General features: G+C 72.3%; 18 protein-coding genes. 9 read left to right on the forward strand and 9 right to left on the reverse strand.

From position 1 onward, the window contains the following. Window positions 1-377 precede the first annotated feature (377 nt). Entirely contained in the window at window positions 378-2,039 is a 1,662-nt protein-coding gene (locus AB0G74_RS17010) for a DNA repair helicase XPB (protein WP_361146538.1), read from the forward strand. 73 nt (window positions 2,040-2,112) lie between these two features. On the opposite strand, the gene AB0G74_RS17015 is transcribed toward AB0G74_RS17010, so the two are convergent. Together AB0G74_RS17015 and AB0G74_RS17020 are read right to left on the reverse strand one after the other, a co-directional pair. Further along, the gene (locus AB0G74_RS17015) at window positions 2,113-2,544 is read right to left on the reverse strand and encodes a hypothetical protein (RefSeq protein ID WP_361146541.1); all 432 of its coding nucleotides are present in this window, start codon (window positions 2,542-2,544) and stop codon (window positions 2,113-2,115) included. 132 nt (window positions 2,545-2,676) lie between these two features. Continuing rightward, entirely contained in the window at window positions 2,677-2,871 is a 195-nt protein-coding gene (locus AB0G74_RS17020) for a hypothetical protein (RefSeq protein WP_361146544.1), read from the reverse strand. A 659-nt stretch (window positions 2,872-3,530) separates the two neighbouring features. Between AB0G74_RS17020 and AB0G74_RS17025 the strand changes: the two genes are divergently transcribed. Then, window positions 3,531-5,516 (forward strand): UvrD-helicase domain-containing protein, encoded by a 1,986-nt coding sequence (locus AB0G74_RS17025; protein ID WP_361146760.1) that lies wholly within the window; start codon window positions 3,531-3,533, stop codon window positions 5,514-5,516. 243 nt (window positions 5,517-5,759) lie between these two features. After that, window positions 5,760-6,602 (forward strand): calcium-binding protein, encoded by an 843-nt coding sequence (locus AB0G74_RS17030; protein ID WP_361146547.1) that lies wholly within the window; start codon window positions 5,760-5,762, stop codon window positions 6,600-6,602. Between the two features lie 114 nt (window positions 6,603-6,716). Here the strand turns inward: AB0G74_RS17030 and AB0G74_RS17035 are convergent, their stop codons facing one another. Further along, window positions 6,717-7,415 (reverse strand): copper homeostasis protein CutC, encoded by a 699-nt coding sequence (locus AB0G74_RS17035; protein WP_361146550.1) that lies wholly within the window; start codon window positions 7,413-7,415, stop codon window positions 6,717-6,719. Between the two features lie 473 nt (window positions 7,416-7,888). Between AB0G74_RS17035 and AB0G74_RS17040 the strand changes: the two genes are divergently transcribed. After that, the gene (locus AB0G74_RS17040; protein WP_361146552.1) at window positions 7,889-10,168 is read left to right on the forward strand and encodes a heavy metal translocating P-type ATPase; all 2,280 of its coding nucleotides are present in this window, start codon (window positions 7,889-7,891) and stop codon (window positions 10,166-10,168) included. A 409-nt stretch (window positions 10,169-10,577) separates the two neighbouring features. Here the strand turns inward: AB0G74_RS17040 and AB0G74_RS17045 are convergent, their stop codons facing one another. The 3 genes from AB0G74_RS17045 to AB0G74_RS17055 all read right to left on the reverse strand — a co-directional run bounded on the left by AB0G74_RS17045 (window position 10,578) and on the right by AB0G74_RS17055 (window position 13,070). Next, window positions 10,578-10,895 carry a DUF6479 family protein gene (locus tag AB0G74_RS17045; RefSeq protein ID WP_361146555.1) on the reverse strand — a complete coding sequence of 106 codons (318 nt, stop codon included), beginning with the start codon at window positions 10,893-10,895 and terminating at the stop codon, window positions 10,578-10,580. Between the two features lie 137 nt (window positions 10,896-11,032). After that, window positions 11,033-12,166 carry a type III polyketide synthase gene (locus tag AB0G74_RS17050; RefSeq protein ID WP_361146558.1) on the reverse strand — a complete coding sequence of 378 codons (1,134 nt, stop codon included), beginning with the start codon at window positions 12,164-12,166 and terminating at the stop codon, window positions 11,033-11,035. A gap of 250 nt (window positions 12,167-12,416) precedes the next feature. Continuing rightward, window positions 12,417-13,070, reverse strand: coding sequence for a maleylpyruvate isomerase family mycothiol-dependent enzyme (locus AB0G74_RS17055; protein WP_361146763.1), 654 nt, complete (start codon window positions 13,068-13,070; stop codon window positions 12,417-12,419). Window positions 13,071-13,216: 146 nt separating this feature from the next. On the opposite strand from AB0G74_RS17055, the gene AB0G74_RS17060 reads away from it, so the two are divergent. The 3 genes from AB0G74_RS17060 to AB0G74_RS17070 all read left to right on the forward strand — a co-directional run bounded on the left by AB0G74_RS17060 (window position 13,217) and on the right by AB0G74_RS17070 (window position 16,079). Next, window positions 13,217-13,927: a hypothetical protein gene (locus AB0G74_RS17060; protein WP_361146560.1), complete on the forward strand. Its 711-nt coding sequence runs from the start codon at window positions 13,217-13,219 to the stop codon at window positions 13,925-13,927. Window positions 13,928-14,109: 182 nt separating this feature from the next. Continuing rightward, a complete protein-coding gene (locus tag AB0G74_RS17065) occupies window positions 14,110-15,330 on the forward strand; it encodes a Cmx/CmrA family chloramphenicol efflux MFS transporter (protein ID WP_361146766.1) in 1,221 nt (406 codons plus the stop codon). A 146-nt stretch (window positions 15,331-15,476) separates the two neighbouring features. Then, window positions 15,477-16,079, forward strand: coding sequence for a Uma2 family endonuclease (locus AB0G74_RS17070; protein ID WP_361146563.1), 603 nt, complete (start codon window positions 15,477-15,479; stop codon window positions 16,077-16,079). A 34-nt stretch (window positions 16,080-16,113) separates the two neighbouring features. On the opposite strand, the gene AB0G74_RS17075 is transcribed toward AB0G74_RS17070, so the two are convergent. Together AB0G74_RS17075 and AB0G74_RS17080 are read right to left on the reverse strand one after the other, a co-directional pair. After that, on the reverse strand, window positions 16,114-16,380 hold the full coding sequence (locus tag AB0G74_RS17075) for a DUF4031 domain-containing protein (RefSeq protein WP_358823036.1): 267 nt from the start codon (window positions 16,378-16,380) through the stop codon (window positions 16,114-16,116). Next, on the reverse strand, window positions 16,380-16,844 hold the full coding sequence (locus AB0G74_RS17080) for a hypothetical protein (protein ID WP_361146567.1): 465 nt from the start codon (window positions 16,842-16,844) through the stop codon (window positions 16,380-16,382). The genes AB0G74_RS17075 and AB0G74_RS17080 overlap by 1 nt, the downstream gene beginning before the upstream one ends. 154 nt (window positions 16,845-16,998) lie before the next feature. On the opposite strand from AB0G74_RS17080, the gene AB0G74_RS17085 reads away from it, so the two are divergent. Together AB0G74_RS17085 and murQ are read left to right on the forward strand one after the other, a co-directional pair. Next, entirely contained in the window at window positions 16,999-17,940 is a 942-nt protein-coding gene (locus tag AB0G74_RS17085; RefSeq protein WP_361146570.1) for a MurR/RpiR family transcriptional regulator, read from the forward strand. 11 nt (window positions 17,941-17,951) lie between these two features. After that, window positions 17,952-18,887 carry an N-acetylmuramic acid 6-phosphate etherase gene (gene murQ, locus AB0G74_RS17090; RefSeq protein ID WP_361146572.1) on the forward strand — a complete coding sequence of 312 codons (936 nt, stop codon included), beginning with the start codon at window positions 17,952-17,954 and terminating at the stop codon, window positions 18,885-18,887. A 571-nt stretch (window positions 18,888-19,458) separates the two neighbouring features. Here murQ and AB0G74_RS17095 read toward each other — a convergent pair. Further along, window positions 19,459-20,022 (reverse strand): TetR/AcrR family transcriptional regulator, encoded by a 564-nt coding sequence (locus AB0G74_RS17095; RefSeq protein ID WP_361146575.1) that lies wholly within the window; start codon window positions 20,020-20,022, stop codon window positions 19,459-19,461. Window positions 20,023-20,128 lie beyond the last annotated feature (106 nt).

The raw sequence follows: 20,128 nt of genomic DNA on the forward strand, positions 1-20,128 counted from the left end.
TGTCAATCACGCGGTGATAACCAGCGATGACACGCGGCCATCGGGCCGGCCAACACTGCCTCCGGGCTCGCGATCATGACGACATGACGATCACCCACCTGGTACCGCTCCTCGGCGAGACGGCCGTCGAGGTCCGCGCACCTCGATGCCTTCCGTTACCGGGACCAGCCCCTGGCCTGGTACGACGCCTCGCACGCGGTCCGCCGACGCCCGGGCGGGGTAGAATCTTCTGTTTCGCGTGAAAGTCGTACGCCGATGGCAGCGCGCATTCCCGGCGCACGGGCGGAGACGCCTTTCGGGCGCCGGTCACGGGGCGACGCCCGAGCCGTGGCGGGTGTGCTCTCAGTCACGGGACGATCCCACTTCCGGAGGTACGCGTGTCCTGCCTGATCGTCCAGAGCGACAAGACGCTCCTCCTCGAAGTCGACCACGAGCAGGCCGACGCCTGTCGCCGGGCCATCGCGCCCTTCGCCGAGCTGGAGCGGGCACCCGAGCACATCCACACGTACCGGATCACTCCGCTCGGGCTGTGGAACGCCAGGGCCGCCGGGCACGACGCCGAGCAGGTCGTGGACGCGCTCGTGGCGTACAGCCGGTATCCGGTGCCGCACGCGCTGTTGGTGGACGTGGCGGAGACCATGGCCAGGTACGGGCGGCTGACCCTCTCCAAGCATCCGGCGCACGGGCTGGTGCTGACCAGTACCGACCGGCCGGTGCTGGAGGAGATCCTGCGGTCGAAGAAGGTCCAGCCGCTGGTGGGGGCGCGGATCGACGCGGACTCCGTGGTGGTGCATCCGTCGGAGCGGGGGCAGATCAAGCAGACGCTGCTGAAGCTGGGCTGGCCCGCCGAGGACCGGGCCGGATATGTGGACGGTGAGGCGCACCGGATCGATCTCGACGAGTCGGGCTGGGCCCTGCGGCCGTATCAGCGGCAGGCCGTCGAGGGGTTCTGGCACGGCGGGTCGGGTGTGGTCGTACTGCCCTGCGGGGCCGGGAAGACGCTGGTCGGGGCCGGGGCGATGGCGCAGGCCAAGGCGACGACGCTGATCCTGGTGACCAATACGGTCTCCGCCCGGCAGTGGAAGCACGAGCTGGTGAAGCGGACGTCGCTGACCGAGGACGAGATCGGCGAGTACAGCGGTACGCGGAAGGAGATCCGCCCCGTCACCATCGCCACGTACCAGGTGCTGACCACCAAGCGGAAGGGGATCTATCCCCATCTGGAGCTGTTCGACTCCCGGGACTGGGGGCTGATCGTCTACGACGAGGTGCATCTGCTGCCCGCGCCCGTCTTCAAGTTCACCGCCGATCTCCAGGCCCGGCGGCGGCTCGGGCTGACCGCGACCCTGGTCCGGGAGGACGGCCGGGAGTCGGACGTCTTCTCTCTGATCGGGCCGAAGCGGTTCGACGCGCCGTGGAAGGAGATCGAGGCCCAGGGGTACATCGCCCCGGCGGACTGTGTGGAGGTCCGGGTCAATCTGACGGACTCGGAGCGGCTGGCGTACGCCACCGCAGAGACCGAGGAGAAGTACCGGTTCTGTGCCACCACCGCGACCAAGCGGAAGGTGACGGAGGCGCTGGTCGCCAAGCACCGGGGCGAGCAGACGCTGGTCATCGGGCAGTACATCGACCAGCTCGACGAGCTGGGCGAGCATCTGGACGCGCCGGTGATCAAGGGCGAGACGTCCAACGCGCAGCGGGAGAAGCTCTTCGAAGCCTTCCGGCAGGGCGAGATCTCGGTCCTGGTGGTCTCGAAGGTCGCCAACTTCTCCATCGATCTGCCGGAGGCGACGGTCGCGATCCAGGTCTCGGGCACTTTCGGGTCCCGGCAGGAGGAGGCCCAGCGGCTCGGCCGGGTACTGCGGCCGAAGGCGGACGGGCACGAGGCCCGGTTCTACTCGGTCGTCGCCCGCGACACCATCGACCAGGACTTCGCCGCGCACCGGCAGCGGTTCCTGGCCGAGCAGGGGTACGCGTACCGGATCATGGACGCGGACGAGCTGCTCAGCGGCGGGGCGGCGGAATCCCCGGAGGGGTGAGCCCCCTTGAGGGCGCGAGGCCGTGAGGGTGTGAGCCGGTGAGCCCCGGGGCCGTACGAGCGGGTCCCGGGGCTCAGGCGTCGGCGGCCACCAGCGCCGGGGCCAGGGTCATGAAGAGGTACTGGAGCGACACCATCCAGCCCCGGACGGTGTTGGGCATGTCGTCGCGCGGGACGGCTGCCGCGATCATTCCGAGCAGTCCGGCCGGGACCAGGGACCACATCCCGGCGGCGACCAGGGGTCCGCCCCGGCCGTCGGTTTCGAAGGCGTCGACCAGGGCCAGCACGGCGGTGAGCACGGCGGCGCCGATGAAGAGCGCCAGGCCGACGGTGGCGAGGACCCGGAGGGCGCCCGCGTCGGCGGATGTCTTGACGGGGTCGTCGGCGGGACCGTGAGTGGTTTCGGGTACGCGGCCCGGGGCGGGGCCGGTCGTCATAGTCACGGCGGTCGTAGTCGAGGTGGTCGCGGCGGCCGCGGTGCGCGGTGGCTCGTTCTCGATCGGCATGGCGTCCATTGAAGGCGCCGGGCGGGTTCGCGCGCCTCCGCCGGGGCGCTCAACCGGTGGCCGGTGGTTCGTGGGTACGGATACTCAGCCGGTACGGGGCGGGCCGGGACCGGTACGGGTCCGGCCGGGCGGTCAGTGGCGGCGGACGCCCGCGGCCTCCGCGTCGTAGTCGCCGAGGACCGCGACGCTGAAGATCGCCGAGGCGTACACCTTGACCGCCCGCAGCGCGCCGCCCGCGCGGCTGCCGGTGTGCGCCGCGTCCGTGGCCGTCGCGCCGTGGCGGGGGCCGGGGACCTGGACCGAGGGGGTGAGAGTCGTCGTCGTCATGTGTCCCATAGTGCTTCGGCGGCCCCTGTCGCCACATCGGCCGCACGTCGGAACCCCGACCCCGAATTTGTCCGACCCAAGGCATAAGGGTTCCCCGCCCGGGGCGGCACTTCCGGAGTACGCCGGAGGCCCCCGTGTCATCCCTCAGTCGACGGCCCTCCTCCTCAAGGACGGTCTCCGACCCTGAGAGGAACCGTTCCGGGGCGGCGGCCCTCCCGGCCGTCCCGTCCCTCTCGGGTCGGGCCGACCGGCCGGGGTCGGCCGCGCCGGGAAAGGGTTCGCGGCCCTCCCGGACCGTGACTAGACTGCCCCGTCTGCCCGCCTCCGCCAGGAGCGCCGCCGTCCGGACGGAAACCGGTCGGCTCCCGGTACACCCCGCCCCCGCCCGGCGCCGTAGCGCCCGCGGCCGGTCGCCGTGTGCCCGTGCCGTTCACCCGACCCTGTCCGTACCCGGTGGCGTCCTGTCGCGCGCCGCCGTATCCGCCCGGAGGCTCACCGTGCCCGCGCCCGTCCCCCCGTCCCCGTACGAATCCACCCCGCACGAATCAGCCCCCGGGACCGCCCCCGAGACGACCGGTCCGGACACCGGCCCCGCGCCCGACGACGCCCTCGGCCGGGAGCGGGCCCATCTCGCGGCCTCCCGGTCGGCCCTGCGGACGATGCGGGCGGAGGTGGAGGCGCTCGACATCCGGGACGTGACGGCGAACTGGGTCAACAAGGAGGCGCTGGAGGCCAGGACCGAGCTGCGGATCAAGGAGCTGGCCGATCTCGCCCATACCCCCCTCTTCTTCGGCCGGCTCGACTACCTGGGCGGCGAGCACGGCGGCCACCACTTCTACATCGGCCGCCGCCATGTCCACGACGGCACCGGCGAGCCGATGGTGCTGGACTGGCGGGCCCCCGTCTCCCAGCCCTTCTACCGGGCGTCCAGGACCGACCCGCTGGACGTCGGACTGCGCCGCCGGTTCGGCTACACGGGCGGCGAGCTGACCGCGTACGAGGACGAACGCCTCACCGACCCCGCCCCGGCCCCCGGCCCCGGCCACCTCGCGAGCCGACTCCTCCAGGCCGAGATCGAACGGCCCCGCGTCGGCCCGATGCGGGACATCGTCGCCACCATCCAGCCCGAGCAGGACGAGATCGTCCGTTCGTCGCTGAGCGGTACGGTCTGCGTCCAGGGCGGCCCCGGCACCGGGAAGACCGCCGTCGGACTGCACCGCGTGGCCTATCTCCTCTACGCCCACCGGGAGCGGCTGGCCAGGACCGGCACCCTGGTCATCGGCCCCAACCGGTCCTTCCTCCACTACATCGAGCAGGTACTGCCCGCCCTCGGCGAACTCGGCGTCGCCCAGGCGACGGTCTCCGATCTCGTCGCCCATGTCGAGGTACGGGGCACCGACTCCCCGGCCGCCGCCGTGGTCAAGGGCGACGCCCGGATGGCGGAGGTGCTGCGCCGCGCCCTGCGGTCGTACGTCACCCTCCCCACCGAACCCGTGGTGGTCGAACGCGGTTCGCGGCGCTGGCGGATCCCGGCGTACGAACTCACCGAGATGGTGACGGAGCTGCTGGGCCGCGAGATCCGCTACGCGGCGGCGGCCGATGCCCTGCCGCAGCGGATCGCGCACGCGGTGCTGGTGCGGATGGAGGAGTCCGGCGAGGCGCCCGACGACCGGGTCCAGGACGCGGTGGCCCGCCACCACGCGGTGAAGGCGGCCGTGAAGACGATCTGGCCGAAGGTCGACCCCGCGAAGCTGGTCCTGCGACTGCTCTCCGAACCGGACTTCCTCGCCGCGCACGCCGACGGACTGCTGGACCCCGGGGAGCAGCGGGCCGTGCTCTGGACGAAACCGGCCCGGAGCGTACGGTCCGCCAAGTGGTCGGCGGCGGACGCGGTCCTGGTGGACGAAGCGACGGACCTGGTCCGGCGTACCCCGTCGCTCGGCCATGTCGTCCTGGACGAGGCGCAGGACCTGTCACCGATGCAGTACCGGGCGGTGGGGCGGCGCTGCACGACGGGCTCGGCGACCGTACTCGGCGATCTCGCCCAGGGGACCACGCCGTGGGCGACCGCGAGCTGGGCCGAGGCGCTGACCCATCTGGGCAAGCCGGACGCGCTGGTGGAGGAGCTGACGGCCGGTTTCCGGGTGCCGCGCAAGGTGATCGCCTACGCCTCCCGGCTGCTGCCGTTCATGTCCCCCGGCCTCAAGGAGGTCTCGTCGGTCCGCGCCGCCCCCGGATCGCTGGAGTTCCACGAGGTACCGGCCGACGACGACCCGGACGAGGCAGTCGTCTCGGCCTGCCGTACGGCCCTGACCCGCGAGGGCTCGATCGGCCTGATCGCCGCGGACACCCGGATCGAGTCCCTGACCGCCGCCCTCTCGACGGCCGCACTCCCCCACCTCGCCCCCGGCGACGAGACCAGCGCCGACGCCCGGCTGACCCTGGTGCCCGCGTCACTGGCGAAGGGCCTGGAGTACGACTACGTGGTCCTCGACGACCCTGCGTCCGTGGTCGACGGCGAACCGGACGAACGCACCGGCCTGCGACGGCTCTACGTGACCCTGACCCGCGCGGTCTCCGGCCTGACCGTGGTCCACCACCGGCCCCTGCCAAGGCAGTTGAAGGACCCGGCCGCGACGGTCTGAGGCGAACGGGGGCGGCGCGGTCGGTGCGTACCGCGAACGAAAAGGCCGCTCCCCGCGTCCCGGAGGCGTACCGCCGGGGGGGCTCGGATTCCGGACCGGCGTGCACGTTTTCGTTCCCGGAGCCGCCCCGGGGATGGGACCATGCACGCGGTCCCGGAGTCTCAACTCCCGGGCCAATGACCCTGGGTACGGCGGGGCGGCGCCCCGCGGTCGTACCCCGTTGAACTGAAAACTGGGGAACACATGCGCATACGTGCATCCATCGCCGCCGTCACCGGCACCCTGGCACTGGGCGGGCTGCTCGCCCCGTACGCCGTCGCCGGGGAAACGCCCCGCGCGGAACGCGGGGAGCGTTCCGGGGCTTTCGCGAAGTCCGGGGCGGGGAAGTCCGGCGCCTCCGGCAAGTACGGGGCGGCGGCGAATCCGACCGTGACCAAGGTCGTGGTGAACGGGGGCAAGCCGCTCGTCGTGGGGCTCGCCGACAAGGCCGTCCGGGCCACCTTCAGTGTGAACGCGCCGGGCGGGATCGAGAATCTGGACGCCGAGCTGTGGGGCGGCTCCGTCTACGGCGACACCAACCCGTGGGTTCCGGTCGACGGATTCAAGAGCTGCGCCGGGACCGCCGCGAACTGCTCCGCCGATTTCCTGGTGATGCCCGCCATCGATCTGAACAACAAGTCGGGCGGCGGCTGGAATCTGGCGCTCGCGGTCTTCGACAAGCAGGGCGGCGACTACATCAACGAAAAGGCAGGGAAGCTCACCCTCCTGCGCCACACCAAGCTCACCGCCAACGCGGGCCCCGAGCCGGTGAAGAAGGGGCAGAACGTCACCGTCGACGGGCTGCTGACGATCGTGAACTGGGACCGCCGGACCTATACGGGGTACGTCAACCACACCGTGCAGCTGGAGTTCCTGAAGAAGGACACGAAGACCTGGACGCCGGTGAAGACGCTGAAGACCGACAAGAACGGCAAGGTGAAGACCACGGCCAAGGCGTCGGTGGACGGGTACTGGCGGCTGCGGTACGCCGGTACGGGGACCGTCGCTCCGGTGACCTCCACCTCGGACTTCGTCGACGTCCGCTGACCCGGACCGTACGCGGTGAATGACGACGGCCGCTTCCCGGTGGTGCAGTGCCGGGAAGCGGCCGTCGCCGTACGGGCCCCGGGCCCGTATCCGCTCGGGTCTACGTCTACGCGTCTACGCGTCGACCGCCGTCCGCCATTCCCGTACGGCGTCGGCGGCGACCGGGCCCGTCCAGCCGTCGGGGCGGGCGGCGCCGCCGATGTGGAAGGCGTCGATCCCGGCGGCGCGCAGGGCCGGGACATGGTCGAGGCGGAGACCGCCGCCGACCAGCAGCCGCTGCTCGTAGCCCGGCTCGGTCCGGCGGCCGGCCTCGGCGATCAGGGTGTCGAGTCCGGCGTCGACCCCGGTGGCCGCGCCGGCGGTGAGATAGGTGTCGAGGCCCGGCAGATCGGCGAGCTGCTTGCGCAGGGCGTCCCGGTCGGCGGCCCGGTCGATCGCCCGGTGGAAGGTCCAGGAACAGCCGGAGATCACGGCCAGCAGCCGCTCCACGGTCACCAGGTCCGGATGGCCCTCGGCGTCGAGGAAGCCGAGGACGAACTCGTCGGCGCCCTCCTCGCGCAGTCCGGCGGCAGCCGCCACCAGTGCCTCCACGTCGTGGGGCGTACCGGCCGAGAAGCCGTCGGCGAGGCGCAGCATCACGCGCAGCGGGATGTCCACGGCGGCACGGATCCGCGCGAAGGTCTCCCGGGGCGGAGTCAGCCCGTCCGCCGCCATGTCCGTGACCAGCTCCAGCCTGTCCGCTCCACCGGCCTGGGCCGCGACGGCGTCGGCGGCGTCCAGGGCGATCACCTCCAGAAGCGCACGGTTGCTCATGTGACCCCATTCCTCCAGGTGGTGCCGGTGACGGCTGGACCCGCTACAGGTCTAGTCCAATAGCTCAGCCTAGTCCGCGGGTTTCCGGGGCGCATCAGCGGGCGGATGAGAGATAACCGGCACTGGCCGGTTCCCGTACCCCCGTCTGGCCGAAGCGCCACCCGCCACCCGGCCGCCGACCGCCCATCGACCGTCCGAAGCCAGGCCGCCGCCCGCCTGCCGCCTATCCGCTGCCCGTTCGAAGCGCCGCGCCGACCGGCCGAAGCGCCGCCGCCCCGGCGCACCATCCGGCACCGCCGCCCCGCCATCACCCCGCGTTACCCGCCGTCGCCGTTCGGCGACTCGGAGGTAAATCTTCCGGATCCACGCCGGAAAGCCCGGCCACGGCTTGCGTTTGCATACCCAGGGGGGGTATATATAGATCCAGACGGGATACCCTGTAGGGGTATTAAGGTGCCGGACCGGGAGGAAGCATGGCGCACACGGCCACCCACCAGCAAGAGGTGGAACTCGCGATCGGCGGCATGACCTGCGCCTCCTGTGCCGCACGGATCGAGAAGAAGCTCAACCGCATGGAGGGCGTCGAGGCCACGGTCAACTACGCCACCGAGAAGGCCAGAGTCACCTTCAGCGACGAGGTCAGCGTCAAGGACCTGATCGGCACGGTCGAGGCGACGGGCTACACCGCCGCCCCGCCCAAGCCGAAGCAGCAGGCGGCGGTCTCCGCCGACGGCGGCACCGGCAGCGGCTCCGGCGAGGCCGAGGAGGAGGACGACCCGGAGCTGAGGACGCTGCGCGAGCGGCTGATCACCGCCGTGGTCCTCGCCGTGCCGGTGATCGCGATGGCGATGATCCCGCCGCTCCAGTTCGAGTACTGGCAGTGGCTGTCGCTGACGCTCGCCGCCCCGGTCGTGGTCTACGCGGGCTGGCCCTTCCACCGGGCCGCGTGGAAGAACGCCCGGCACGGCGCCGCGACCATGGACACCCTGATCTCGGTCGGCACCATCGCCGCCTTCGCCTGGTCCCTGTACGCGCTCTTCTGGGGCCACGCCGGAATCCCCGGTGTCACCCACCCCTTCGAGCTGACCATCCAGCGCAGCGACGGCTCCTCCAACATCTATCTGGAAGCCGCCGCGGGCGTCACCGCCTTCATCCTCGCCGGGCGCTACTTCGAGGCCCGGTCGAAGCGGAAGGCCGGGGCCGCCCTGCGCGCCCTGATGGAGCTGGGCGCCAAGGAGGTCACCGTCCTGCGGGGCGGCGAGGAGGTCCGGGTTCCGACGGCGGAGCTGAAGGTCGGCGACCACTTCCTGGTCCGCCCCGGTGAGAAGGTCGCCACCGACGGTCTGGTGATCGAGGGCTCGTCCGCCGTGGACGCGTCCATGCTGACCGGCGAGTCCGTGCCGGTCGAGGTCGGCCCCGGCGACGGCGTCACCGGCGCCACCCTGAACGCGGGCGGCCGGCTGGTCGTCGAGGCGACCCGGATCGGCTCCGACACCCAGCTCGCCCGGATGGCGAAGCTGGTCGAGGACGCGCAGACCGGCAAGGCCGCCGCCCAGCGGCTGGCCGACAAGATCTCCGGCGTCTTCGTGCCGGTCGTCATCCTGCTGGCCATCGCCACCCTCTTCACCTGGCTCGCCACCGGCGAGGGCTGGGCGGCGGCGTTCACCGCCGCGGTCGCCGTACTGATCATCGCCTGCCCCTGCGCCCTGGGGCTGGCCACGCCGACCGCCCTCATGGTCGGCACGGGCCGGGGTGCCCAGCTCGGCATCCTGATCAAGGGCCCGGAGGTCCTGGAGTCCACCCGCCAGGTCGACACCGTCGTCCTCGACAAGACCGGCACCGTCACCACCGGCAAGATGGCGCTGCTCGGGGTGCGTACCGCCGACTCGACCGACGAGGACGAGGTACTGCGGCTGGCGGGCGCCCTGGAGAACGCCTCCGAGCACCCGATCGCCCAGGCCGTCGCGGCCGGTGCGGTGGAGAAGGTCGGCAAGCTCCCCGCGCTGGAGGACTTCGCCAACATCCCCGGACTCGGTGTCCAGGGCGTCGTCGACGGGCACGCCGTGCTCGTGGGCCGCGAGAAGCTGCTGGCCGAGTGGGAGATCCACCTCCCCGAGGAGCTGAAGCGGGCCAAGGCCGAGGCCGAGGCCCAGGGCCGGACCGCGATCGCGGTCGCCTGGGACGGCGAGGCGCGGGCCGTGCTGGAGGTCGCCGACGCGATCAAGGAGACCAGCGCCGAGGCGATCGTCCGGCTGCGGAAGCTGGGCCTGAAGCCGATCCTGCTCACCGGTGACAACGAGGCCGTGGCGCGGGCCGTGGCCGCCGAGGTCGGCATCGACGAGGTGATCGCCGAGGTCATGCCGGAGGACAAGGTCGACGTGGTCAAGCGCCTCCAGGCCGAGGGCCGGAGCGTGGCCATGGTCGGCGACGGCGTCAACGACGCGGCGGCGCTCGCCCAGGCCGACCTCGGTCTGGCGATGGGTACGGGTACGGACGCGGCGATCGAGGCCAGCGACCTGACCCTGGTCCGGGGCGATCTGCGGGTGGCCGCGGACGCGATCCGGCTGGCCCGCCGCACGCTGGGCACGATCCAGTCCAACCTGTTCTGGGCCTTCGTCTACAACGTGGCGGCGCTGCCGCTGGCCGCGATGGGAATGCTCAGCCCGATGATCGCGGGAGCGGCGATGGCCTTCTCCTCGGTCTTCGTGGTCGGCAACAGCCTGCTGCTGCGGCGCTTCAAGGCCGTGTCGTAACCGGAGCGGCTGAGTGGTTGATACGGGAGGGGCCCGGGCGCTGGGAGGCGCCCGGGCCCCTCCCGTATCGCCGGGTGGAGACCCGTACGGTGCCGCATACGGCTGCCCGCCGCCGGGCGGCGGCGCGCTCGTCTCTCCACCCGGAGCCGGGGCTTCCCGAACCGCGACGAGGGGGGTTCGGGGGCGCGGGGAACTGAGCGACCAGCCGGTCACGGTCCGCTGACGACCCCCGCCCAGCCGGTGGGGCTCGGCCTTTCCGGGGGAGCCTCGCCCGGACGGTTCAGGGGCGCCGGGGCACTCCCCTCACCGAAGGCGCAGGGCACTGAACAGCGCGACCGGCCGGGTACGGCGCGTACACCGCACACGAGACCCCGCCGGAGGCGAACCGGCGCCCCTGAACAGAACGGCGTCAGCCGCCCAGGCCGCCGCTGCCGAAGGAGCCGCTGTGGGTGTTCGGGCCGTGCTTCGGGCGGGACTCGCGGCCCTTGCCGGTGCTGTGGCTGCTGTGGGGACGCATGTTGTACGGGAGCAGCCGCCCGCCGTCCTGGGGGAAGGCGTCGGGGCCGTCGGCCTCGCGGATCTCCTCGACGTGTTCACGGCGTTCGGGCCGCTGGGGCTGTTCGTCCGGGCGGGGGGTCACCAGATTCGCCCGCCGTCGGCCGTCCCACCACATCGCGGCACACAGGATGCCCGCGATCAGCAGTCCGAAAATGATCATGCCGGCCATGTCCACCTCCCGTATGACGTGGCACCGGGGTATTACCGCTTCCAGTGTCGCTCTGCCGGACGATTCCGGCATACGGGGCGGGCCGCCGCCGGTACGCGCCTGTACCGGCCGGTGCCCGTCCGGGACGTCCGGGACGATCAGTCGCCGTCGGCGGCGGCGGAGTCGGCGGCGGCGGCTTCCGCGTCGTGCCAGGTGCCCGCCAGGACCTCCGTGGTGAAACCGGGCCCGAAGGCGACGATCAGCCCCCGGGAGCCGTGCTCGGGCGAGCCGTCCTCGTGGTGCCGCCGGAGCACGTCGAAAACAGAGACGCTGGAGGTGTTCCCGACCCGGGCCATGCTCTCCCGGCTGTGCCGCAGGGTGCCGGGGCGGAGCTTCAGGCCCTCCTCGACGCCGTCCATGATGACCGGGCCGCCGGTGTGCGAGACGCAGAAGCCGAGGTCGCCGGGGTGCCAGCCCAGTTCGGCGAGGAAGGCGTCGATCTCAGGGACCACCTGGGGCACGGTCGCGCGGACCCGGGGATCGGTCCGGAAGTGGAAGCCGTCCTCGGTGGTACTGCCGGTGATCACCGACTGGGAGTCGGGGAGCAGGTGCTGCCGTACGCCGTGGATCCGGAACCCGGTGGTGCCGGGGTCGGCCCGGCGCAGTACGGCGGCGGCGGCGCCGTCGCCGAAGACGCCGTTGGAGATGAAGTCGCTGAGCGAGTGCTGTTCGGGCTGGAAGGAGAGGGAACTGAGTTCGGCCGCGACGACCAGCACCGTCGTATCGGGCCGGCCCAGCAGATAGTGGTACGCCTCGGCCAGCGCCGAGGCCCCGGCGGCACAGCCCAGTTGCTGGATGGGGGTACGCCGGACGGTCGGGCGGAGGCCGATCTCCTGGGCGATGTACGCGTCCGGTCCCGGCAGGGCGTAGCCGGTGCAGGAGACGAAGACGAACGCGTCGACGTCGGCGGGGTCGGCTCCGGCGTGCTTCAGGGCCTGTTCGGCGGCTGCCGCCCCGAGCCGGACGACCTCGGTCAGGTAGTGGGCGTTGCGGTGGCCGAAGGAGCGGGACGCCAGCATGGCCGGGAGGTCGGCCACCAGGCTGCGGGTCCGTACGGTCGTACTCCGCATCAGCTCCAGACCCCGTTCGACATGGGGTATTCGGGCGAAGTGGTCGCCGAGCGCGCTGATGATCTCTTCCTGGGTCACCTGGTGCTCGGGGAGGACGACGGCGGGGCGGTGGACCGCGAAGGCGGGGGAATCAGGGGATACGGGGGCAGGTGTGATCGTCACCGGTGCTTCCTTCATCCGTGGGGGGAGTGCGTGGACCCGGTGAAGGGGTTGGATGCGGGGGCCACGCGTTAGGAAGCATGCGTCTCCGGATATCGCACGACAAGATCGTCTTTCGGACACCGGGCACCGGACCCCCGCGGAAACGGCCGGTCCGCGCTGGTCCGGCCGGGACCGGTCCGCCGCCCGCCCCACTCCGCCGCCCCGTCCGCCCGGTCCGGCGCCCGGTCCGCCGCCCCGTCCGGCGGCGGCGTCAGACGAAGAAGGCCAGGTCCGCTTCCCCCGCCCCGGTCAGCCGGTAGCGGGTCCCGGTCAGCGGACGTCCGGTGACCAGCCTGATCAGGGTCGCGGCCGAGCCCGTGTAGACGGCGGGCTCCGGACTGTCCGCGCCCACGACCAGCGGCGATTCATGCCCGTCGAGCCGGGCCAGCAGCGGCTGCGCCCGGCGGGCCCGGCTGAGCGCGGCGAGCAGCGCGAGGGCGGGGGCCTGGGCATCGCCCTCGTACGCCCCCGGTTCGCCGAGGGCCTCCCGCAGATCGCCCGCGTGCACCCACTCGCCGAAGCCGATGCCGTCGAGCCTGCCGTGTCCGGCGGCGGCGATCACCGGTCCGGCGGCGGTGAGCAGCCGCTCCAGATCGTCGACGAGGTCCCGGTTCGACCGGTCGGCGAGGGCGGCGATATCGCGGTCGTTGGACTCGGGCGAGAAGACGTCCTTCTCGTACCGGTTCTCGACCACCCGGGAGAGCACGGCCGCGCAGTGCGCGACGACATGCCGCACGGTCCAGCCGGGGCAGCAGGTCCGCAGCTCGAAATCGCCGTCGGGGCGGGCCCGCAGGAGAGGAATCAGCGCGTCCCGTTCGGTCGCGAGGAGGAGTCCGGGCAGCTCGGGATCGCGGACCGGGCCGATGCCGGTGCCCGTGCCGATGCCCGTACCGGTGGGGTCGGACTGACCGGCGGGGCGGGTGGGTTCCGTGGTGGATGCCATCGGGCCAGCCAAGCGTACGAGGGGTACCCGGGGCCAGGGCCCGTACCGCCCGGTTCTACAGTCTGTTCATGACCGCCGACTCTCCGTACGACCCGACCGTGCTCGCCGCGCGCTGGACGCGGGCGCTGACCGGAGCACGGAACGCCACGGCCCCCGTAACGAACCCCGGCACGAACCCGGCCACGGGCCCGGTCCCGGCCCCCGATCCGCTGCCGTACGCCGAGGAACTGCTGGCCCGCTGGGCGGAGCCCCAGCGCCGATACCACGGTACGGATCATCTGGTCGCCGTCCTCGACCGGATCGACCTGGTCGCCGGGTACGCCGCCGACCCCGACCTGGTCCGGCTCGCGGCCTGGTTCCACGACGCCGTGTACCGCCCGGACCGGTCCGAGAACGAGGAGCGGTCGGCCCGGCTGGCGGAACGCGCCCTCCCGGACGCGGGCCTGGACCGCAGGGCGACGGCCGAGGTCGCCCGGCTGGTCCGTCTCACGATCACCCACGCCCCCGGCCCCGGTGACACCAACGGCGCGGCGCTCTGCGACGCCGACCTGGGCATTCTCGCGGCGCCCGAGGCCGAGTACCGGGCGTATGCCGCCGCCGTACGGGAGGAGTACGCCTTCGTCCCCGACAACGCGTTCCGCCGGGGCCGGTCGGAGGTACTGCGCCAGTTGCTGGAGCTGCCCCGGCTGTTCCACACCCCGTACGGCGCCCGGGAGTGGGAGTCCGCGGCCCGCGCGAACATGACGGCGGAACTGGCCCGGCTGGCGGACGGCGGCTGAACCGGCCGCGGGGCGGCCCGCCCGCCCCCTCTGTTGCGGATAGATGACATCACCGAGTAACGGGAATGCCCATGGCGGCACGGACCGTTCCATCTGTCATGCCCGAATCCGCTCCCGCGCCGTCCCCGGCCCCCACGACCACCAACGCCACCGCCGACGCCACCGCGACCGACCGGCCCCGGATGCCGTTCGCCGTCTACATCCTCGGCCTCTCCGTCTTCGCCCTCGGTACCAGCGAGTTCATGCTCTCCGGGCTGCTGCCGCCGATCGCCGACGACATGAACGTCTCCATCCCGCAGGCCGGACTGCTGATATCCGCCTTCGCGATCGGCATGGTCGTCGGCGCCCCGCTGCTCGCGGTCGCCACCCTCAAACTGCCGCGCAAGGCCACTCTGATCGCCCTGATCACGGTCTTCGGCCTGGGCCAGGTCGCGGGCGCGCTGGCGCCGACGTACGAGATCCTCTTCGTCTCCCGGGTGATCAGCGCCCTCGCCTGCGCCGGATTCTGGGCCCTGGGCGCGGCGGTCGCGGTGGCCATGGTCCCGGTGAACCAGCGGGCCCGGGCGATGGCCGTGATGATCGGCGGTCTCTCGATCGCCAATGTGCTGGGCGTCCCCCTCGGCGCCTTCCTCGGCGACCAGCTGGGCTGGCGGTCCGCGTTCTGGGCGGTCGCGGTGGCGTCGGCGGTGGCGCTGGTGGGCGTCGTGACCCGGATCCCGCACATCCCGGTCCCCGCCGAGAAGCCCCGGCTCAAGCGGGAACTGGCGATCTACGGCGACCGCCAGGTCTGGCTCGCGGTGGTCATCACGGCGCTCGCGGGCGGCGGGATCTTCGCCGCGTTCTCCTATCTCGCGCCGCTGCTCACCGATGTAGCGGGCATCGGCGAGGGCTGGGTGTCGACGGTCCTCGCGCTCTTCGGGATCGGCGCGCTGGTCGGTACGGCGCTGGGCGGCCGGTTCGCCGACGCGCATCTGTTCGGCGTGATGATCAGCGGTATCGCGGCGTCCACGGTCCTGCTGTCGGCGCTGGCCGTCTTCGCGACCGTCCCGGCGGTGGTGATCGTGCTGGCGTTCCTGCTGGGCGTCTCCGCGTTCTATACGGCCCCGGCGCTGAACGCCCGGATCTTCAACGTGGCCAACGCGGCCCCGACACTGGCGGCGGCGACCACGACGGCGGCGTTCAATCTGGGCAACACCGTGGGCCCCTGGTTCGGCGGAACGGTCATCGACGCGGACCTCGGCTACGAGTCCCCGGCCTGGGCGGGCGCGGCGATGCTGATCGTGGCCCTGGCCCTGGTCATGGTCGCGCGACGGCTGCACGGCCGGTCCCGCGTGGTGGCGGGCTCCCCGGGCGTCGTCCCGGCCGCCCGGGTGGGGGCCGAGCCCGTGGCGGACCGGGTCTGAGCCCGGAACGTGGCCGCTCCGGGGCGCCCGGAGCGGCCACGTTCGGGATTCCTTCACTCGATCGTGGAATGCTGTCCCAAGAGGACGACGACCGCAGTGTCACGCTTCTACGCTCGCCCCGTCAGGCCGTGGGGAAAGGAGTCGTGATGACAGCTGCGATGGCCGAAAGGTTCCAGATGTCGGATGACGGGCCGTGGGACTTGATCCTGGAGACATGGCGAGAGCTCGACGTGCCCGAGGGATGGCACGCGGAGATCGACGGGGATCAGATCACCTTGGCGCCACCGCCGCACCGTCACCACAACCACATCACCGAAGGGGTGCAGCGGGCCCTCTACGGGGGTGGTCTGCCGAAAGACCTCGGCCTCTACCAGACCCTGGGCGTTCAGATCACACCGCTTCAGCGGCTCTACGTCCCGGATCTGGTGATCGTCCCCCGGGAGCTGACCTCCGGCGCCAGTGACACAAAGGATCCCGTGGACGCCGGCGAGGCTCTGCTGGTTGTGGAGGTCACGTCGAAGGGGAACGCCAATGTGGACCGGGTCCGAAAGCTCCGGGCCTACGCACAGGCCCTCGTTCCGGTGTACCTGCTGATCGACCGGTTCGATCCCGACGGCCCCGCCTCGACGGTCCTCACCGAGCCCGAGGGCGGCATCTACACCTCGGTCCAGCGCGTCCCGTTCGGCGAGATCGTGCAGCTTCCGGAGCCGTTCGACATCAAGATCGACACGACCGACTTCCCGACCTGAGGACCGGCGGCCCCGCCCCCGCGCCGGTTCGCCCCTACGCCGGGCCGGTCTTACGGTGGCGCAGGCCCGCCGCCAGCAGCAAGCGGACGATCTCGCGGCTGGGGACCTCGATCGCGCCCGCCCCCACGGCGGCGGCGTAGCGGTGGGCCGGGACGTCGTAGTGGTCGCGTTCGAAGGCGCGGCGCGGGCAGCCGATGGCCGCCGCGAAGGTGTGGAGTTCGTCGTAGGAGACATCGCTGACCAGGTGCGACCAGGTCGTGCCGTGGCCGGGCCAGGTCGGCGGATCAATGTAGACGGCCATCAGGCGGGGTCCGCGCCCGCCGGGCCGCCGGTGCCGTTCGGGTCGCCCGCCGGGCCGTCCGTACCGTACGCGCCGCCGCCCAGTGCGCCCACCCGGGCCACAACCACCCCCGCCGCCTCGCACACCCAGTGGGGGTCGGCGCCGAGTTCGGGTTCGACGCCGAGGGCGTGCGGGTCGCCCGTGTCGCAGACCGGGCAGAGCGGCCAGCGGCCGTGCCGTTCGAGGAGGGCGTCCTGGACGTCCTGGGCGACGAGTCCGGTGACGTAGTCGGCGCCTTCGGGCCACTGCTCGACCCACCAGCGGCGGTGGGTGACCGCGTCCTCCACCAGCGAGACCACATCGGGGTCCGCGACGTCCCGGGCCGCGAGATCGCCGAGGATCAGGGCGCGGGCGGTGTGCAGCGCCCGCTCCAGCGGGTCGGCGGCAGGCTCGGCGTCGTCGGCATCGCCGTCGGGGTGATCCATGAAGCTATTGTCCCGCACCGCCCGGACGGCCCGCGTGCCCCGTCCGTACCAGTCGGCACCCCCCGCGAGCTGGCACTTCGTTGCGCGCCCTATACCAAGCGGATACCGACGGGGGTCTTGACCGGCCCCATGATGTGAAAATAGCTTTCATACCATGGGTAACCGAGTGAAGGAAATTTTCAACAAGGGGGCAGCCGCCAGCGACACACCGCCCGCCCCCGCCGCCCTCGCCGCCAAGGTCCGTACGCTCACCCCGTCCATGACGCGCTCGATGCAGCGGGTCGCCGAGGCCGTGGCCGACGATCCCGCCGGCTGCGCCGCCCTCACGGTCACCGGTCTCGCGACCAGGACCGGAACGAGTGAGGCCACCGTGGTCCGCACCGCCCGACTGCTCGGCTATCCCGGCTACCGCGATCTGCGGCTGGCCCTCGCCGGGCTCGCCGCCCACCAGCAGTCCGGGCGCGCCCCCAGCGTCACCGCGGACATCGCGGTCGACGACCCGATCGGGGACGTCGTCGCCAAGCTCGCCCACGACGAGCGGCAGACCCTCGCCGACACCGCCGCCGGACTCGACATCGCCCAGCTCACCGCCGCGGTCGTGGCCGCCGCGACCGCCCGCCGGATCGATATCTACGGCGTCGGCGCCTCGTCGCTCGTCGGGATGGACCTGGCGCAGAAGCTGCTCAGGATCGGGCTGATCGCCCACGCCCACGCCGATCCGCATCTCGCGGTCACCAACGCCGTCCAGCTCCGCTCGGGCGATGTGGCGATCGCCATCACCCACTCGGGCTCCACGGGCGACGTCATCGAACCGCTCCGTACCGCCTTCGAACGCGGTGCGACGACCGTCGCGATCACCGGCCGCCCCGACAGCCCGGTCGCGCAGTACGCCGACCACGTCCTGACCACGTCGACCGCGCGGGAGAGCGAGCTGCGGCCCGCCGCGATGTCGTCCAGGACCAGCCAGCTGCTGGTCGTGGACTGCCTTTTCATAGGCGTGGCGCAGCGGACCTACGAGACCGCGGCGCCCGCCCTCGCCGCCTCCTACGAGGCCCTCGCGCACCGGCACTCCCCCCGGACCACCACCCATCGATGAGGAAGTCGCCCATGACGCCCACCTCCCCCGCGTACCGCGAACTCGGCGCCCAGCTGGCCGCCCTCACCACCGAGGCGTTCCGGCCCGATCTCGCCGAGATCGACCGGCTGCCGACGCTCGACATCGCCCGGCTGATGAACACCGAGGACCGGACGGTCCCGGGCGCGGTCGCGGACCAACTCCCCGCCATCGCCGCGGCGATCGACGCGGCGGCGGAGCGGATGGCCCGCGGCGGCCGGCTGATCTACGCGGGCGCGGGCACGGCGGGCCGGATGGGCCTGCTGGACGCGAGTGAGTGCCCGCCGACCTTCAATACGGCCCCGGAGCGGGTCGTGGGTCTGATCGCGGGCGGTACGGCGGCGTTCGTGACGGCCGTCGAGGGCGCGGAGGACCGGCCGGACCTGGCGGCGGAGGATCTGGCCCGGCTGGGCGTGGGCCCGGACGACACGGTCGTCGGGGTGTCCGCCTCGGGCCGTACGCCCTACGCGGTCGGCGCGGTCGGCTACGCCCGGGGGGTCGGCGCGCTGACCGTCGGCCTCTCCAACAACGCGAACAGCCCGCTCGCGGCGGCGGCCGAACACGGCGTGGAGGTGGTCGTCGGCCCCGAACTCCTCAGCGGCTCCACCCGCCTGAAGGCCGGTACGGCCCAGAAGCTGGTCCTCAACATGATCTCCACGATCACGATGATCCGCCTCGGCAAGACGTACGGAAACCTCATGGTCGACCTGCGCGCCTCCAACGACAAGCTCCGCGCCCGCTCCCGCCGCATCGTCTCGTTCGCGACGGGCGCCGCGGCCGACGAGATCGAATCAGCCCTGGAGGCGACGGGCGGCGAGGTGAAACCCGCGATCCTGATGATCCTCGCGGGCACGGACGCGAAGTCGGCGGCGCGCCTCCTGGAGGAGTCGAACGGCCACCTCCGCGAGGCCCTGAAGGGCGCGGACTAGCTCTTACGCCCCGACCGCGCCGCCCGGCCAGGCCGCCCGGCGCCGTCGGCCCACCCGCGCCCGTCGGCGCCGGGGGACCCCCAGCGCCATGGCCCTCCGGCTGAGGCCCACAACCCCGGGCCGCGCCCGGCGGCCTGGTGCAGTTGGCGGCCTGCGGACCGCATGTGGCTGTTCGCGCAGTTCCCCGCGCCCCTGGTTGCCCTCCTGACCGCCCTCGAAAAGAGACGGGCCCCTCTTCCCGGGGCGGGTGCCCCTTTTCAGGTCCGGTGCTGGGGAGAGCTTTTAGGGGCGCGGGGAACTGCGCGACAAGCCACGGCGGCCCGCAGTCGGAACTCCTCCGGAGGAAGCACTACCCATCCCGCCCGGAGGGCGCCCCCTCCCCGAGGCGACTCGGAGGAAGGGGCCAGGGGCGCGGGGAACTGCGCGAACAGCCACGACGGTGGTGCGGGCCGCGAACAAGAATCAGTGGCCGGGCGCGGCCCGGTAGTGACGGGGCCTCCCGGAGGGCCGAGGCGCTGGGGGTCCCCGGGCGCGGCGCACCCCACAGCGGGAGGCGCCCCCGCGGGAGGCGTCACGCGTGGAGTCGGACCTTGATCAGTTCCATGACCTCGTCCCGGGTGTACGCGCCGTGGTCGACCGCCATGGAGTGGTAGGCGATCCGGAGGGCGTACGCGATCGTGCTGCGCGCCTCGACATCGGCCTCGTCCGGGCAGAACTCGCGGTAGAGGGTGCGCAGATACTCCATCCGCTTGTTGTCGACCCGGCGCAGTCGTGCGGCGACCGCCTCGTCGCGGCGGGCCCAGTCGCGGATCGCGAGGTCGGCGGCGATGCTGGTGGCCGAGGTCTCCTCACTTCTGACGGCGACGATTCCGAAGAGGCGGGCGAGCTTCGTCCTGGCGTCTCCGCCCCGGTTCTCGACCCGGGCGATCACGACCTCGGTGCCGTCCCGTTCCCAGACGTCGAGCATTTCGGTGAGGAGCGCGTCGCGGTTGGCGAAGTGCCCGTAGAAGCCGCCCTTGCTGACGCCGAGGGCGTGCGCCAGGGGTTCGATCCGGACGGCTTCGGGGCCGCCCGCCGCGAGGGCCCGCAGGCCCTCTTCGATCCAGGTGCTCCGGGGTGTTCTGGTCACGCCCACGTTTCCGTCTCCTCATCCGCATCCGCCGAGCCCGCCCGAGATATATACGGCAACGTATAGACGGCACCGTATAGATCCGTCTAGCCTCGTTCCATACGCCACCGTA

This window comes from Streptomyces sp. NPDC020875 (assembly GCF_040641415.1).
In the GTDB taxonomy this organism is placed as follows: domain Bacteria; phylum Actinomycetota; class Actinomycetes; order Streptomycetales; family Streptomycetaceae; genus Streptomyces.